Annotated in this window: 13 protein-coding genes; 8 read left to right on the top strand and 5 right to left on the bottom strand. The window is 37.9% G+C overall.

Annotation, left to right across the window (positions count from 1 at the left end; genetic code table 11):
- Nucleotides 1-595 (top strand): transposase (locus tag JIV24_RS00005; protein WP_200462932.1); only part of this gene is annotated, 595 nt, incomplete at its 5' end.
- On the opposite strand, the gene JIV24_RS22315 is transcribed toward JIV24_RS00005, so the two are convergent.
- Nucleotides 588-734 (bottom strand): hypothetical protein, encoded by a 147-nt coding sequence (locus JIV24_RS22315; RefSeq protein ID WP_234445647.1) that lies wholly within the window; start codon nt 732-734, stop codon nt 588-590. The two genes, JIV24_RS00005 and JIV24_RS22315, sit on opposite strands and share 8 nt — an antisense overlap.
- Before the next feature lie 54 nt (nt 735-788).
- Here JIV24_RS22315 and JIV24_RS00010 point away from each other — a divergent pair, with 54 nt between their 5' ends.
- Nucleotides 789-2,147, top strand: coding sequence for an MFS transporter (locus JIV24_RS00010; protein ID WP_200462933.1), 1,359 nt, complete (start codon nt 789-791; stop codon nt 2,145-2,147).
- 55 nt (nt 2,148-2,202) lie between these two features.
- On the opposite strand, the gene JIV24_RS00015 is transcribed toward JIV24_RS00010, so the two are convergent.
- Entirely contained in the window at nt 2,203-2,865 is a 663-nt protein-coding gene (locus tag JIV24_RS00015) for a Crp/Fnr family transcriptional regulator (RefSeq protein ID WP_200462934.1), read from the bottom strand.
- 909 nt (nt 2,866-3,774) lie between these two features.
- Nucleotides 3,775-4,560, bottom strand: a complete 786-nt coding sequence (gene mazG, locus JIV24_RS00020; RefSeq protein ID WP_200462935.1) for a nucleoside triphosphate pyrophosphohydrolase — start codon at nt 4,558-4,560, stop codon at nt 3,775-3,777.
- Nucleotides 4,561-4,709: 149 nt separating this feature from the next.
- On the opposite strand from mazG, the gene JIV24_RS00025 reads away from it, so the two are divergent.
- Entirely contained in the window at nt 4,710-5,642 is a 933-nt protein-coding gene (locus JIV24_RS00025; RefSeq protein ID WP_200462936.1) for a PhoH family protein, read from the top strand.
- A gap of 69 nt (nt 5,643-5,711) precedes the next feature.
- On the top strand, nt 5,712-6,662 hold the full coding sequence (locus JIV24_RS00030; RefSeq protein WP_200462937.1) for a phosphoribosylaminoimidazolesuccinocarboxamide synthase: 951 nt from the start codon (nt 5,712-5,714) through the stop codon (nt 6,660-6,662).
- A gap of 140 nt (nt 6,663-6,802) precedes the next feature.
- Here JIV24_RS00030 and JIV24_RS00035 read toward each other — a convergent pair whose 3' ends face one another.
- A complete protein-coding gene (locus JIV24_RS00035; protein WP_200462938.1) occupies nt 6,803-8,896 on the bottom strand; it encodes a S9 family peptidase in 2,094 nt (697 codons plus the stop codon).
- 501 nt (nt 8,897-9,397) lie between these two features.
- On the opposite strand from JIV24_RS00035, the gene pflB reads away from it, so the two are divergent.
- The 4 genes from pflB (at nt 9,398) to JIV24_RS00055 (ending at nt 15,121) form a co-directional block, all read left to right on the top strand.
- The gene (gene pflB, locus JIV24_RS00040) at nt 9,398-11,629 is read left to right on the top strand and encodes a formate C-acetyltransferase (RefSeq protein ID WP_200462939.1); all 2,232 of its coding nucleotides are present in this window, start codon (nt 9,398-9,400) and stop codon (nt 11,627-11,629) included.
- Between the two features lie 89 nt (nt 11,630-11,718).
- Nucleotides 11,719-12,444 (top strand): pyruvate formate-lyase-activating protein, encoded by a 726-nt coding sequence (pflA, locus tag JIV24_RS00045; protein ID WP_200462940.1) that lies wholly within the window; start codon nt 11,719-11,721, stop codon nt 12,442-12,444.
- Between the two features lie 70 nt (nt 12,445-12,514).
- On the top strand, nt 12,515-13,834 hold the full coding sequence (locus JIV24_RS00050; RefSeq protein ID WP_200462941.1) for an L-lactate MFS transporter: 1,320 nt from the start codon (nt 12,515-12,517) through the stop codon (nt 13,832-13,834).
- 132 nt (nt 13,835-13,966) lie between these two features.
- Nucleotides 13,967-15,121 (top strand): adenylyltransferase/cytidyltransferase family protein, encoded by a 1,155-nt coding sequence (locus tag JIV24_RS00055; protein WP_200462942.1) that lies wholly within the window; start codon nt 13,967-13,969, stop codon nt 15,119-15,121.
- 58 nt (nt 15,122-15,179) lie between these two features.
- Here JIV24_RS00055 and JIV24_RS00060 read toward each other — a convergent pair whose 3' ends face one another.
- Nucleotides 15,180-16,025 (bottom strand): histidinol-phosphatase, encoded by an 846-nt coding sequence (locus JIV24_RS00060; protein WP_200462943.1) that lies wholly within the window; start codon nt 16,023-16,025, stop codon nt 15,180-15,182.
- Between the last annotated feature and the right edge of the window lie 120 nt (nt 16,026-16,145).

The raw sequence follows: 16,145 nt of genomic DNA on the forward strand, positions 1-16,145 counted from the left end.
CCATAACAACACTTTGGCACGTTCTTTATGGTTGGCCTATGGCTGTAGGTTACCCTACAAAAAATCAATCGTTAGATTAATAAAAGGCAAAGAGGTTCCATTTGACCTGCGCTTTGGGTTTTTACCAGTGTTGCTGCCAGGGTACGACACTCCTTTAAATATGATAGTTGTTAAAGGATTCGGCACTAAACCAATGATGTTATTGACAACTTTGCCAATTGAATCTAAAGAGAAAGACATTTGGTTCGTTATACAGGCCTATATTAAGCGGTGGTGTATCGAAGAAACCATTCGATTTATCAAGCAGACTTATGACCTTGAGAACGTAAGATTATTGAAATACACACGGCTACAAAACATGATGGCTCTATTACTGGCTGTGTTTTACTTTATTTCGGTAATACTTGATCAATCACAAAAGCTAACAATAATGGCTGGGTATATCATCAAAAGTGCCAAGCGTGTATTTGGGGTTCCTGATTTTAAATTTTATGCCCTTGGTGATGGTTTGTACAATATCTTTTCTCGTCACCCAGGTAAACCCAAGGCATATAAGCAAAGAAAGGAATCTCAGCTAACTTTTGGATTTACTTAAAAAAATGGGGTAACTCCAACATATAAGACTCATAATAAACAAAATACACATAAATCACACCACTTACTACAAATACCATATCTGATTTAACGAATAATTTATTTTTAATCTCAATTCCAAGATAGATAACCTTGTTCATTGGCAATTTTATTTACTTTTGAACTGTCACAATTATCTAAAAAACACCCAATAGATGGAACAAATTAAAAAAGCTCTCAACGAATCACCTGCCATGCGATGGGGAATATTACTCTTAGTGGGCTTCGTCCTGTCGGTTAATTATTATTTCTACGACGCATTCTCTACTCTTAAAGATGATATGAGAACTGTCTTCGGATTCACCGGAACAGACTATGGTCTCTTCTCAGCCTTTTACTCTGTACCCAATACATTTTTGATGATGGCCGTTATTGGCGGCATCATTTTAGATAAAATTGGCATCAGGCGTACAGGTTTTCTATTTGTGTTTTTTATGACTATTGGTGCACTATTAACCGGATATGGAGCATCAGACTACTTTAACAACGGTGGCTTTGGCTATGAATTCATGGGATCTTTTTTACCTCGTTTCTCACCTGAACTAAAAGTGATGTTACTTGGTCGATTCTTTTTTGGATTGGGTGCCGAAACAACCATTGTTGTAGTGAGCAAAATACTGGTAAAATGGTTTAAAGGAAAGGACCTAGCACTTGCTTTTGGCTTAAAAGTTGGATTTGGCCGACTTGGCTCATTTGCAGCTCTACGCTTATCTCCCTTAATTTCAAATGAAGGAACCAACTTAAGCAGCGCCATATGGTTAGGTGCGATCCTGGTATCAATAGGGCTATTAGCCTTTCTTGTTTATATGCTTTTTGATGCCAAATTGGATAGTCAAATACAAGAAAATACAAGTGAAAAATCTGAGAATAAGTTCTCTTTCAAAGACATTACTGGTTTAATTAGTAACCGAGCATATTTGTATATCGCATTACTATGTGTGACCTTTTATTCTGCCGTCTTTCCATTTATCCAGTATGCTCCCGATTTCTTTTCTGATAAATTTGGGCTGACATCTGTTGAAAGTGGCAACTTAACATCCTATTTGCCAGTTGGAACGCTCATATTTACACCAGTTTTTGGCGCTTTAATTGATCGAAAAGGGAAAAGTGCAAGCGCCATGATTTTTGGTGCCATCACATTATTAGTTACGCACTTACTTTTTGCACTAACAAATACGCCACCAATTATACCACTCATTTTATTAGGAATTTCTTTTGCCTTGGTGCCTGCAGCTATGTGGCCAACAATGGTTAAACTAGTTGACGAAAATAAAATAGGTACAGCTTACGGTTTAATGTATTCCATTCAGAACCTTGGACTATTTATCTTCCCGCTGTTAGCCGGCACTATATTAGATGCTACTAATCCGGGTAATCCTGCGGTATCGGATTACACAGCTACCATATTAATGTTTGCAGCAGTTAGTTTAATAGGTTTGATTTTTGCTCTGCTATTAAAATACGAGGATAAGAAAAAGCACTTTGGCGTTGAATTGCCATTGAATAAAAAATAAGAAAAAGGCTGGATACCATGTGGAATCCAGCCCTTATTTCATTTTTCAAATATTGTTAGGACAACATAATTATACGCTCAAGCTTTTCTTTGTTGGTGATGATTAATTCTCGTCGGTCGAAGCGGATAACACCATCATTTTTGAACTCAGTAATCAATCGACTTACCGACTCTTTTGAAGTGCCAATCCAACGCGCCATATCCAGTCGTGAAATTACCAAAGGAATAGCCTCGTCAGCTGTAGTATTGAACAAATCCTGCAATTTCAATAGCAGATTAGCCAAACGTCCGCGTACGGTACGCTGCGACAACTCAACCAATGAACTATATGAGTTTTTCAACTCATCGCACGTTTTTTTAATGAGCAAATCAGTTAACTCTTTATTAGCACTGATAGTCTTTTTAAAAGCCTCGCCCGGAATCTGACAAACCTCACTATCTGTTAAACTCTCGCATGCCGTTACCTCAGGCTCATCACCCAATAAGGAATGAAAACCAAATAAATCACCTTCTTTAACTAGTCGCACAATTTGCTGCTCACCTTTTGAACCAATCCGATATATTTTTAATAAACCTTTATTTACAAAAAAGGCGTGTTTCATATTGGTATCCTGCTCATAAACAATTTCACCACTTTTGTAATATGCACATTGCTCAATCGCCTGATTCCATAACTGTTCATCAGCTTGAATATGTTTTAGTATACTGCTTAATGGCATGTTCTGCTTTTTTTATCAATCAATCATGGCAACATACAAATTTCTTTTAAGAAACGACAAATCCCAGTGTAAAAAATCGCAGCTTATTTCTTCTTTGTATAAAGATAAAACTGCAAATGCTGATAATTAAGTTGATTTTTGACTTCTCAATTCTCGGCAAGATTGACTTTTTAACCTGCAATCAGGATGAACGAATAAGATGAATCGATACAGATATGCCGTTTTTCGTTTAATTAAAGAACCTCAAAAAGCAGACCGGATTGAGTTTGAGCATAAAAAAACCTCTATAGTGTCTCTTGGGTTAGATTGGCTATAGAGGTAAAGGATGTTGAATAGTGTTGGGGTTGTAACCGTCCGTTTCAGTTACGTGTGTTTAATTTTTGAAATCACTTACATTTACCGGAAATCAAGCGAAAGGTTGTTTTATTTTGACAAACAGCGTCTTTTTGTTGATAAACGGAGTTTTACTCTTGATTGGCAGACATAAAAAAACCTCTGCAATTCTATTGGGTTAGAATTTATTACAGAGGTAAAGGATGTTGAATAGTGTTGGGTGTTTTAAGAAACCGTCCGTTTCAGTTTCTTTGAGTGTTTAAATGAATTGTGAATTCAGACGAGTTTACTGCCTTAACGGGCGTATTGTTATTGAGAATTGACGAATGCCTTCTTTTTGGTGATAAACAACCACATTTGTGTGATTAAATAATTTCAGTCATTACACTAATTGATATAATTTCGATTAAAACATAGATTCGAACATTAGTCGCCCATATTCAAATAAACACAAACAACTGAATACACAACACTTACACCAGACTCATTTTAAGACTTAATTATCTCATTTACACCAAGCTAATTATTATTGTTTAATTAATTTCATAACATTTGCCGTTCGTCAAATTAAAGCAACTATCGTTTTTTGGCCTCCTCCCAAATCTCGTCCATCTCAGCCAAAGACATCTGCTTTAAATCCCTCCCAACCTTCAAGGTTCTTTCCTCCAAATAGTTAAATCGCTTAATGAATTTTCGATTAGTACGTTCTAAGGCATTTTCGGGATTAACGCCATACAAGCGAGCTGCATTGATGATTGAAAATAACAAATCTCCGAATTCAGCTTCAGTCTTATCTTCATCGTGGGCGTCTATTTCGGTTTTTAGCTCTTCTAATTCTTCCTTTACCTTTTCCCAAACCTGCTCTTTATGCTCCCAATCAAAACCTACCCCACGTGCTTTATCCTGAATACGATTTGCCTTAACCATAGCTGGCAACGACATTGGAACTCCCTCCAGAACTGACTTATTCCCATCTTTTTCTTTCAGCTTTAATTTCTCCCAATTCTCTTCAACTGTTTTGGCATCATTGGCTTCTACATCAGAAAATATATGCGGATGGCGGTAAATTAGTTTTTCATTCAAGGAGTGAATCACATCAACCATGGAAAACTCCGATTGCTCTGAGCCAATTTTGGCATAAAAAACAATGTGCAGCAACAAATCACCAAGCTCCTTTTTAATCAATGAGGCATCTTTCTTTATAATGGCATCGGCCAATTCATATGTCTCTTCAATAGTAAGCGTTCTTAATGATTCATTGGTTTGCTTTTTATCCCAGGGGCAATTCGCCCTAAGTTCATCCATGATATTTAATAACTCTTTAAAAACTTTTAAAGTTGGTTCATGATGGTTTTGACTCATAATTTGATATTGCTAAAAATTTGAATTACTATCGAATGCCTTCTTTGTTTTTTCAAAAAAGATGGTAATGAATACCACTTTTGTCAGCTTACAAATGCAAAAAATATTGTTACTTTGCAAAATACAAAATTAAGGATTTAAACCACTTTATGATAGAAAAGTTAATCTACCTGGAATCGGTTGATCTAGTTGAATTTCTGGGCATAAAAAACGCCAAACTGGAATTGATAAAAAATCGTTTCCCAAAGTTGAATATTGTAGCCAGAGGCAATTGGTTAAAAGCCATAGGCGAAGCTGATGAAGTGGCTGACTTTGAAGAAAAGGTAAATTTACTACTCAATCACTACAACAACTATAACGTACTAACTGAAAAATCGCTGAATGAGTTACTAGGTGGTGATCGTTTGTCGGATGCCAGTAGTAATAGTGATGTGATTCTATTTAGTACAAGCGGTAAACCCATTAAAGCACGCACTAAGAATCAGGAAAAACTGGTCAAAGGTTTTAAAAAGAATGATTTGCTTTTTGCAGTTGGTCCTGCTGGTTCGGGCAAAACATATGTAGCTATTGCTTTAGCAGTAGCAGCATTGAAAAACAGGCAGGTAAGAAGAATCATACTGAGCCGTCCGGCCGTTGAGGCTGGTGAAAAATTAGGCTTCCTACCTGGCGATATGAAGGAAAAGATTGATCCCTACCTGCAGCCGCTTTATGATGCTTTACAAGACATGATTCCCGGTGCTAAACTCAAAGAGTTCATGGAGAATGGCACTATCCAGATAGCTCCACTGGCTTTTATGCGGGGTCGTACCCTCAATGATGCCTGTGTCATTTTGGATGAAGCACAAAACACCACCAACAACCAAATGAAAATGTTTCTCACACGAATGGGGGAATATGCAAAGTTCATTATTACAGGTGATGTGACTCAAATTGACCTGCCCAACAAGCAACAATCAGGCCTGGTGCAATCGATGCGTATTTTAAAAGGGATAAAAAGAATTGAACGTGTGAACTTTACAGTAAAAGACATTGTTCGTCATAAGCTGGTACAGGACATTGTTGATGCCTACGATAAAGAATAACAGAAACAACACTTAAAAAGCACATAAACGAAACTAAAGGAAAATAAATATTGATATAAACTAATAATTATGAGCAAAGCAATTGTTAAGACGGATTATAATTTTCCGGGACAAAAGAGCGTATACAAAGGAAAAGTACGCGACGTTTACAACATTAATGATGATTATCTTGTAATGGTTGTTTCTGACCGCATCTCTGCATTTGATGTGGTTTTACCTAAAGGTATTCCTTTCAAAGGACAAGTGTTAAACCAGATTGCTGAAAAATTCTTGGATGCAACTGCTGATATCGTTCCTAACTGGAAAATAGCTACGCCAGACCCAACGGTAACTGTTGGTCATTTTTGCGAAACCTACCCGGTTGAAATGATTGTGCGTGGATACTTAACTGGTAGCTCGTGGCGCTTGTACAAAGATGGCGGTCGCGACATTTGTGGTGTACCTATTCCTGATGGCATGAAGGAGCACGAAGCATTTCCTGAGCCAATTCTTACTCCAACCACAAAAGCTGAGCAGGGTGAGCACGATGAAAACATCACTCGTGAAGAAATCATCAAGCAAGGTTTGGTTTCAGAAGAAGAATACCTGGAATTAGAGCGTATTTCACTTGAGTTATTTAAGCGCGGAAGCGAAATCGCTAAAGAAATGGGCTTAATCCTGGTTGATACAAAATATGAATTTGGTAGAAAAGATGGTCAGATATACTTAATCGACGAAATTCACACACCTGATTCTTCACGTTACTTCTATGCTGACGGTTACCAGGAGCGTTTCGACAAAGGTGAGAACCAAAAGCAGTTGTCGAAAGAATTTGTGCGCGAATGGCTAATGGACAATAATTTCCAGGGTCGTGAAGGCGAAGTTGTTCCAGAAATGTCTGATGAGTTTGTAACTGAAGTATCGGATCGCTACATTGAACTTTACGAAAGCATCACGGGTGATAAATTTGAAAAAGCTGATGTATCTGAAGTTATTGGCCGCGTTGAAAAGAATGTGACTGACTACTTGAATTCGTTGTAAACTATAGTTTGTTAGTTTTGAGTCAGTAGACAGTAGCTAACATTTAGAACAATATAAAAGTAAAACCCGCCAAGTTCGATACCTGGCGGTTTTTTAGTTCCTATTGGCTTCTGCCTTTCTATTTCTGCCAAATTACCCAATTACTCATCAATCCCTTCCAGCATCAGCATAAAAGCATAATCCAATGCCGTTTCACGATAACGCTTAAAACGCCCTGAGGCTCCGCCGTGACCAGCTTCCATATTCGTGTGCATAATGAGAATGTTATCGTCTGTTTTTTGATCGCGTAGCTTTGCTAACCATTTGGCAGGTTCCCAATATTGCACTTGCGAATCAAACAATCCGGTTGTGATCAGCATGTTTGGATAAGCTTTAGCCGCTACATTGTCATAAGGCGAATAACTCAACATATAATCATAGTACTCTTTGTTCTTCGGATTACCCCATTCATCAAACTCATTGGTTGTTAACGGAATGGTTTCATCTAACATCGTTGAAACAACATCAACAAATGGAACTGCTGCCACCATCCCATTATATAACTCAGGAGCCATATTCGCCACAGCTCCCATAAGCAATCCACCAGCACTACCACCCATGGCGTATAAATGCTCAGGTGATGTATAATTATTATCGATTAAATACTTGCTACAATCAATGTAATCATTGAAGGTGTTCATTTTATTCAACATTTTGCCGTCATCATACCAATGACGCCCCATTGCCTGACTTCCTCTAATGTGAGCTAACACATAAACGAAACCTCTATCAAGAAGACTTAATCGTGTTGAGCTAAACCAAGGATCCATGGTTGAGCCATATGAACCATAAGCGTATAATAATAATGGTGCCTTGCCATCTTTTGCAACTCCTTTTTTATATACAACAGACATCGGTACTTTTTTACCATCACGAGCGGTCGCCCATAAACGTTCTGTTACATATTCATCCGGATTGTGACCGCCAATAACCTCTTGTATTTTTTTAACGACCTTAACTTTAGCATCCATATCATAATCAATAGTAGATGTCGGGGTAGTCATCGAGCTATAACCAAAACGCAAACTGCTTGTGTTGAATTCAGGATTGGTAGATATATAAGCAACGTATACATCTTCGCCAAAATCCAGATAATGCTCTTCCTTTGTTTTCTGATTGATTATGCGCAAGTGTGTTAAAGCATCTTTGCGTTCACTCACTACTAAATGGCCATTAAATACTTCGATCTCATCAAGCAATACATCTTCACGATGCGGAATAACTTCTTTCCAATTACTCATCTCTGTAGCAGTCACCGGTGTTTCCATTAAGCGAAAATTAGTCGCCTCATGATTGGTTGTAATAAACCACTTATCATCAAAATGCTCAATATAATACTGATGCTTCGTTCCTCTCGGTGTAAATTGCTTAAATTCACCAGTCGGATTATCAGCGTCTAATATCCAGTAATCACTAACCAGTGTGGCATCTTCATCAATAACAATATATTTATCCGATTTGGTCTTACTCACACCAATATAAAATGATGGATCTTTTTCATGATAAACCATTACATCTTTAGAAACTTCGGTACCAAGTTTGTGTCGCCATATCTTTTCACTCAATAGCGACACTTCATTTTTGCTTGTATAAAAATAGGTTTGATTATCATTGGCCCATGCACCACCTGCTTGAGCATTACTTAGCTCTTCAGCTAATATCTCGCCTGTCTCCAGGTTTTTAAAGCGAATGGTATAAATACGACGACTAACAAAATCCTCACCAAACGCCAGCATTTTATTGTCTTTACTAATACTTAAACTTCCAAGTCCATAGTAAGACTGACCTTCGGCCCGCTCATTTTCATCAAAAAAAACTTCCTCCTCAGCATCGAGTGTTCCTTTTTTACGACAATGAATACGATACTCCTTTCCTTTTTCGAAACGAGAATAATACCAATAACCGTTTGAAAAATAAGGAACCGATTCATCGTCTTTCTTTATACGTCCAACGATTTCATCAAATAGCTTTTCCTGTAACGGTTCCGTATTTATAAGTACAGATTTGGTATATTTATTTTCAGCATTCAAATAGTCAAGTACTTTTTGCGTCTGTTCATCGGCTTGTTCAGCATTTTTTTGTGCATCCGTTAAGCGCATCCAAAAGTAAGGATCGGTGCGGGTGTGTTCATGAATGGTTAATACCGAGTCTTTCTTCTCAGCAATTGGAGCATTCGGTAATTTTTCGGGTATCATAGAAACTTTCTTACTTGGTGAATTACATGCTGCTACAAAAAGTACAGCCAAAAGTTAGATTGATTTATACATACGTGAATAGTATTTAGGTTTAAATTGATTTAAAGGTACCAAATCCAATTAAATGATACTCCTTTTTCATTTTTTATCTGCCTATCTGTCCAAACAAATCTACCTAACTGTTAAAAATATTTAAATCTTACTCCACCCCTCATACTATCAAAAATATTTAAATCGATAGTTAGCGAACAATTAAAGTATTTGTCGCTCTCAAATTACACTCATCAATTTCTTTTGTAATCTGCACATTACAATTTCCATTCGAATTTATTACTTCTATATTCTACCATATAAATACTTAAAGGTCTTTTTATCACATTGTAATACTCTGTATTATACCCAACAAAGGTGATTGCACAGTAAAATAAAAGAGCTTTTCTTTGCAGTGCAAATACGATTTTAACGCACAAATAATAATTAGTACAGGTTAATAAGCGAATTATGAGTAAAATTAATGAAGCGTTCGTAAAAGGTTCTTGGAACGAACAGGTAAACGTTAGAGATTTTGTTCAAAAAAACATCACCCCTTTTGATGGTGATAGTTCTTTCCTAAGTGGAGCGACTGAAAGAACAAAAAAACTTTGGGACATTTGTCTTGAAGCTATTAAAGAAGAAAGAGCTAACAATGGCGTTCGTTCAATCGACACGGAAGCGGTTTCTTCAATTGTATCTCACGAAGCAGGATACATCCAGAAAGATTTAGAATTAATCGTAGGTCTACAAACAGATGAGCTACTAAAGCGCGCTATGAAGCCTTATGGTGGTATTGCTGTAGTAGAGAAAGCTTGCGAAGAGCAAGGTTTAGAGGTTTCTGACCGCGTTAAAGATATTTTCCGCAACTACGCTAAAACACACAACGACGGTGTTTTTGACGTATACACAGACGAAATTCGTAAGTACCGTTCATTAGGTTTCTTAACTGGCTTACCTGATAACTACGCTCGTGGTCGTATCATTGGTGACTACCGTCGTTTAGCATTATACGGAATTGACACCTTGGTTGCTGCTAAAAAAGCTGACATGCAGGGATTAGTTGGACCAATGTCTGACGACAAAATCCGTTTGCGTGAAGAAGTTGCTGAGCAAATCAAAGCCTTACTTCAGATTAAAGAGTTAGGTAACAAATATGGTTTAGACCTTAGCCGTCCGGCTGAATCAGCACAAGAAGCTGTACAGTGGGTTTACATGGCTTACCTTTCAGCTGTAAAAGAGCAAGATGGTGCTGCTATGTCATTAGGTAACGTATCTTCGTTCATCGACATTTACATGGAGTACGATTTGGCTAACGGTAACATTACTGAGGAGTTAGCTCAGGAATTTATTGACCAGTTCGTAATGAAGTTACGTGTTGTACGTCACCTGCGTATGAACGCTTATAATGAGATTTTTGCGGGTGACCCAACTTGGGTAACTGAAGCAATTGGTGGTAAATTAATGGATGGCCGTCACAAAATTACAAAGACATCATACCGTTTCTTACAAACACTATATAACCTAGGTCCTTCTCCTGAGCCAAACATGACTGTTCTTTGGTCGCAGACGCTTCCTGAAGGATTCAAGAAATTCTGTGCTCAGGTTTCTATCGACACTTCATCTATCCAGTATGAGAATGATGACTTGATGACAAGCACACGTGACTCTGATGATTATGGTATTGCTTGTTGTGTATCATTCCAGGAAATTGGTAAGCAAATCCAGTTCTTTGGAGCACGTACCAACCTAGCTAAAACTTTATTGTTAGCAATCAACGGTGGTCGTTGTGAGATGAGTGGAAAAGTAATCGTAGAAGGTATTCCTGAGTTAAAAAGCGACAAGCTTGACTTTGACGAAGTAATGGCTAACTACAAATTAGCGATGAAAGATGTTGCTCGCGTTTACAACGAGTCAATGAACATCATCCATTACATGCACGATAAGTACTACTACGAAAAAGCTCAGATGGCATTTGTTGATACCAACCCGGCTATTAACTTAGCTTATGGTATGGCTGGTCTTTCAATTGTAGCTGACTCGTTATCTGCTATCAAGCATGCTGATGTAACTGTAGTTCGTAACGACGAAGGTTTATCATCTCAATTCCTAATCAATGGTGAATTCCCTTGCTATGGTAACGATGATGATCGTGTTGACAACTTAGCAGTTGAGATTTCTAACCACTTCAACCAGTTGCTATGTGGTTTAGATACTTACAAAAAAGCTGATCCTACAATGTCTATCCTAACAATTACATCAAATGTAGTATATGGATTAAAGACTGGTGCTACGCCTGACGGGCGTGAGCAAGGTGTACCTTTCGCTCCTGGTGCTAACCCAATGCACGGACGTGATAAGAACGGTGCGATTGCTTCACTAAACTCAGTAGCAAAATTAGATTATAAAAATGCATTGGATGGTATCTCAAACACATTCAGCATCATCCCTAAATCATTAGGTGCCGACGCTGAAATTCGTAACGAGAACCTTGTAACCATGATGGATGCATACTTCTCTAAAGAAGCTCACCACTTGAACGTAAACGTTCTTAACCGTGAGTTATTAGAAGATGCCATGGAAAATCCAAATGAGTATCCTCAGTTAACTATCCGCGTATCGGGTTATGCTGTAAACTTTGTTCGCTTAACACGCGAGCAGCAGCTTGAGGTTATCTCACGTAGCTTCCATAGCAATATGTAAGAACACAACATAAAAAGGATAAAGTAAGGCAGAAGTTGTATGAACAAAACTTCTGCCTTTGCCTTATTAATAAAATTAACAAATTACATATGCTAAGAGTACATTCATTTGAGTCATTAGGCACCTACGATGGTCCTGGAATTCGCCTTGTAGCGTTTTTACAAGGGTGTAATTTTAAATGCCTTTATTGCGCCAATGCCGATACGATTGAATTAAAAGGAGGTAACAAAACTTCTGTTGAAGAAATCGTTGGCATGGCTGAGAATCAACGTCCTTTCTTTGGTAAAAAAGGTGGATTAACATTTTCAGGAGGTGAGCCTTTGGTGCAGGCAAAACAGTTATTACCGGTTGTTAAGGCACTTAAAGAAAAAGGCTTCCACATTTGCATCGATACCAATGGCAGCATTTTGAATGATGATGTAAAAGAGGTATTACAATACACTGATATTGTACTACTCGACATTAAACACATTAATAAAGAACAGCATCAATTACTAACCGGGAAGGGTAATGAAAAAACCTTTGCGTTTGTTGAATACCTTTCTGAGATACAGAAACCTATTTGGTTACGCTACGTATTGGTGCCAGGATACAGTGATGCAACAGAGCATTTACATCAGTTAGGTGAGCACTTCAAAGCTTTTGAGAACATCGAGAAGATTGAGATTCAACCTTATCATGAATTAGGAGCGCACAAGTATGAACACCTTGGGTGGGAATACAAGCTCAAAGGGGTAAAAGCTAATACTGATGAACAACTAAATGCGGCTCACGATATACTAAGCAATTACTTTAAAGAAGTCGTAATCAACTAAACAACACAAAACTGCTTTAAAGTAAACTCTCCGATTGGGAGAAAAAATTAATTGAGAATAAAACTAGAAAATGACAACTTCAACAAAAAAAATTAAAAATCGTTGGCTAATAGCATTGGCTGGTGTGAGCGTTCACATGTCAATCGGTTCTATCTACGCATGGAGTAAGTTGGGTTCCATGGTGGAAAAACAAGTAAGTGCAGGCTGGTCTTTGCAGCAAATTACAACTGTTTTCAGTATTGCTATCTTCTTTTTAGGAGTATCTGCTGCTTTTATGGGTAAAGTTGTTGAGCGCAAAGGGCCACGTTTCACGGGTACAGTGGCAGGTATCTTTTTTGGTGCAGGTGTTACGCTTGGTGGTTTGGCATTAATGCTCGAAAATCTATACTTGTTGTATGCTACTTACGGTATGATTGGTGGAATTGGTCTCGGAATGGGATATGTAACACCAGTATCAACCATGGTAAAATGGTTCCCTGACAGACGTGGCTTAGCAACCGGTCTGGCTATTATGGGATTTGGTTTGGGAGCAGCTATTCAAATATATTTGATTAAAAATGTATTTCCTGCATTCGGCATTGAGTCTATCTCAACTATCTTATTAATCTTAGGCCCTGTATATGGATTAATCATGCTAGGAGCAGCTCAATACCTTGAAAAGCCACCTGTTGACTGGTTACCTGAAGGCTACAACCCTGAGGAATTAGCTAAAGCTGGTAAAGCAGTAAAGAAAGATTTGTCTAACATTACTGCTAACCAATCATTGAAAACAGCTCGTTTTTATTTCTTATGGGCCATCTTGTTTATCAATGTTACAAGTGGTATTGCTTTAATTTCAGTAGCTAACTCAATGGGCCGCGAGATTGTGATGCTATCGGTTGAAGCTGCAGCTGTGTTAGTAATGTTAATGAGTATGTTTAATGCCTTTGGTCGTTTAGGTTGGTCTACTTTATCAGATTACATCGGACGCCCTGCCACATACATCTCATTCTTTGTTATTCAAATAGGAGCATTCTTTTACATCACCACCTTCTTCGGTGGTGATGTATCAGCTGCCGGTAAAATTGGATTCCAGGTAGCATTCTTAATCATCCTAACGTGTTATGGTGGTGGTTTTGCCACTGTACCAGCCTTTATTGGTGATTTATTCGGCACAAAAGAGTTGGGTGCTATTCATGGATACATTCTTACTGCCTGGGCATTGGCAGGTATTGCAGGTCCTCAAATCATCTCCTATTTAAAAGATACAACTGGTTCGTATCAGGAAGCCCTATATTACTTGATTGGCTTTTTATTCTTAGGATTGGTTTCATCCATCCTATTAATCCTTAACACCAAAAAGTTAAGAAAAAAGCAGGAAGAGCAAACTGATTTAAAGATGGCAGCATAGATTAGCTGAATCAATAAAAACTTATAAAAAGAGCATTCGAAAGGATGCTCTTTTTCGTATTAAGCAGTGTGCTAGATCCAATAACATTAAGATTCATTATATTTGAACCAACGAGATTCTTAAAAATTCCAGATGAACAAGAAAGTATTTGTATCAGGTTGTTATGATATGCTCCATAGCGGACATGTGGCTTTTTTCAAAGAAGCAGCGCAATATGGTGATGTATTTGTTGGTATAGGCTCCGATCAAACAATTAGTGAGCTCAAAGGAAGAGAGACTATAAACTGTGAAGCCGAACGTCTTTATATGATCAATGCCATTAGGCATGTAAAAGAAGCATTTGTCAATTCTGGCTCAGGCATCATGGATTTTGAAAAAGAAGTGAGAGAATTAAAGCCCGATTACTTTGTGGTCAACGAAGATGGTTTTTCACCAGCAAAAGAGACGTTTTGCAAAGAGCTTGGCATAGAATTGAAAGTACTCGAGCGAATTCCTGAAATTGGTTTACCTAAACGTTCGACAACTGATATACGCACTTCGGACAATTGCCAGCTACCTTATCGCATTGATTTGGCCGGCACCTGGATCGATCAACCTTATGTATCGAAGCATCATCCGGGATGGGCCATTACATTGTCACTAGAGCCTGTTATTGAATACAACGAGCGCTGTGGTATGTCAACTTCCACACGCAACGCAGCAAAAAAGATTTGGCCACATTATCTACCTATTGACAGGCCTGAAAAATTAGCTGAAATACTGTTTAAATATGAAAATTCGCCCGGCTCAGAACTCGTATCCGGTGCACAGGATGCCATCGGCATTTGTATGCCTGGCCTAGTGCGTCATTATTATGATGCACAATACTGGCCAACTCAGTTTGAATCTATCCACGATGAGGACATTCTTAATTGGCTGGAGGAACATATTTACATGGTACTATTGTGGCCTCGCAAGAATGGTCTTGACCTATTAAAAGAGACCTATCTTAATTTAGAGAACACCAAAAGACTGGCGAATGCATCAGAAAATGCATGGCAAGCCATCAAAGAGAAGGATCTCAAAGCTTTTGCCAGTGCTTTTGGCAATTCATTCAATGCACAAAAAACTATGTTTCCGGCAATGGTTGATGACGAAGTAAATGCTGCCATTGACAAATACAAAAATGATGCATTGGCATGGAAACTAGCTGGTGCCGGAGGTGGTGGTTACCTTATACTTGTTTCAGAGAATCCGATTAAGGATGCTATGCGGATTAAAATCAGACGAAAAAACTCAGTAGTTTAAACAATTGTTTGACAAATTTAGAAAGCAGGTAATTAAAATACCTGCTTTTCTTATACTATTACGCTTCAGCTATGGCAACTTCCTGCCATTTACCCTCAACTAACTCCACAAAGTGAGTAAAGCCAGCTTTTAAAAGCATCTCTTCCACCTCTTCAAAAGCATTTACGAGTTTATCAGGATGATGAGCATCACTATTGATGGTAATCGGAATATTCAATTCTTTTATTTTTGCAAAATGCTCAGGCCCTGGAAAAAGATGACCATCGCGATAATAGGCTTTGGTATTAACTTCAACAATCACCCCTTTTGCTTTAATTACCGCAAGGGTTTTATTCACTTCATCAAGATACCATTGCTCATTTTCATCAAATAAACCAAAGGTCAAATTATGCATCTTTATCTTATCCATATGACCTATAATATCCGGCGTTGCTTGTTCCAACATCTCACGCTGCAATTCGTAATACCTGCAAGCTGCCCGCTTAATATCACCATTGAAGGTTTCGTTCAAACCTTTATTAAATTCATCGGCTGGCGCATCAACAGCCCAATGAGTTCCGTCATTCATTTGTCCAATATAGTGAACAGAACCAACACAATAGTCCAGATTAGCAGCTACAATCTTCTCATGTTTAGGCGATGCCAAACCTGGTATATAATCAACTTCAAGGGCTTTGTATACATCAATCTGATCGGCATATTTCGCCTTCAGCTCTTCAATCTCTTTTAAGTAATTATCTAGTTTATAAGCAGGCATTGTCCAATCGGTAGGAAATGGTACAGGTGCATGTGAAGATATGCCTATCCCATCCATCTTTAATTCAATTGCTTTCTTTATGCAATCTTCAATCGTTCCTTGTCCATCACAATAATCACAATGTCCATGATAATTTGTCCAACCCATATTAATGTCCAACTTTAAAGGTTTAATCTCTTTTTAAAATACGCTTTTAAATCAGAAGCAAAAATTAAAAAACATCTTCAAACTAATGCAAAACTGACCTTTTTTTTTAATCAAACAATT

This window comes from Carboxylicivirga marina (assembly GCF_016612505.1).
Taxonomy (GTDB): domain Bacteria; phylum Bacteroidota; class Bacteroidia; order Bacteroidales; family Marinilabiliaceae; genus Carboxylicivirga; species Carboxylicivirga marina.

Excerpts from the sequence above, each read along its gene's own strand:
- JIV24_RS00015 (WP_200462934.1), bottom strand. The coding sequence starts at position 2,865 with ATGCCATTAAGCAGTATACTAAAACATATTCAAGCTGATGAACAGTTA.
- JIV24_RS00025 (WP_200462936.1), top strand. The coding sequence starts at position 4,710 with ATGATAGAAAAGTTAATCTACCTGGAATCGGTTGATCTAGTTGAATTT.
- pflB (WP_200462939.1), top strand. The coding sequence starts at position 9,398 with ATGAGTAAAATTAATGAAGCGTTCGTAAAAGGTTCTTGGAACGAACAG.
- JIV24_RS00030 (WP_200462937.1), top strand. The coding sequence starts at position 5,712 with ATGAGCAAAGCAATTGTTAAGACGGATTATAATTTTCCGGGACAAAAG.
- mazG (WP_200462935.1), bottom strand. The coding sequence starts at position 4,560 with ATGAGTCAAAACCATCATGAACCAACTTTAAAAGTTTTTAAAGAGTTA.
- JIV24_RS00055 (WP_200462942.1), top strand. The coding sequence starts at position 13,967 with ATGAACAAGAAAGTATTTGTATCAGGTTGTTATGATATGCTCCATAGC.
- JIV24_RS22315 (WP_234445647.1), bottom strand. The coding sequence starts at position 734 with ATGAACAAGGTTATCTATCTTGGAATTGAGATTAAAAATAAATTATTC.
- JIV24_RS00035 (WP_200462938.1), bottom strand. The coding sequence starts at position 8,896 with ATGATACCCGAAAAATTACCGAATGCTCCAATTGCTGAGAAGAAAGAC.
- JIV24_RS00060 (WP_200462943.1), bottom strand. The coding sequence starts at position 16,025 with ATGGGTTGGACAAATTATCATGGACATTGTGATTATTGTGATGGACAA.
- pflA (WP_200462940.1), top strand. The coding sequence starts at position 11,719 with ATGCTAAGAGTACATTCATTTGAGTCATTAGGCACCTACGATGGTCCT.
- JIV24_RS00050 (WP_200462941.1), top strand. The coding sequence starts at position 12,515 with ATGACAACTTCAACAAAAAAAATTAAAAATCGTTGGCTAATAGCATTG.
- JIV24_RS00010 (WP_200462933.1), top strand. The coding sequence starts at position 789 with ATGGAACAAATTAAAAAAGCTCTCAACGAATCACCTGCCATGCGATGG.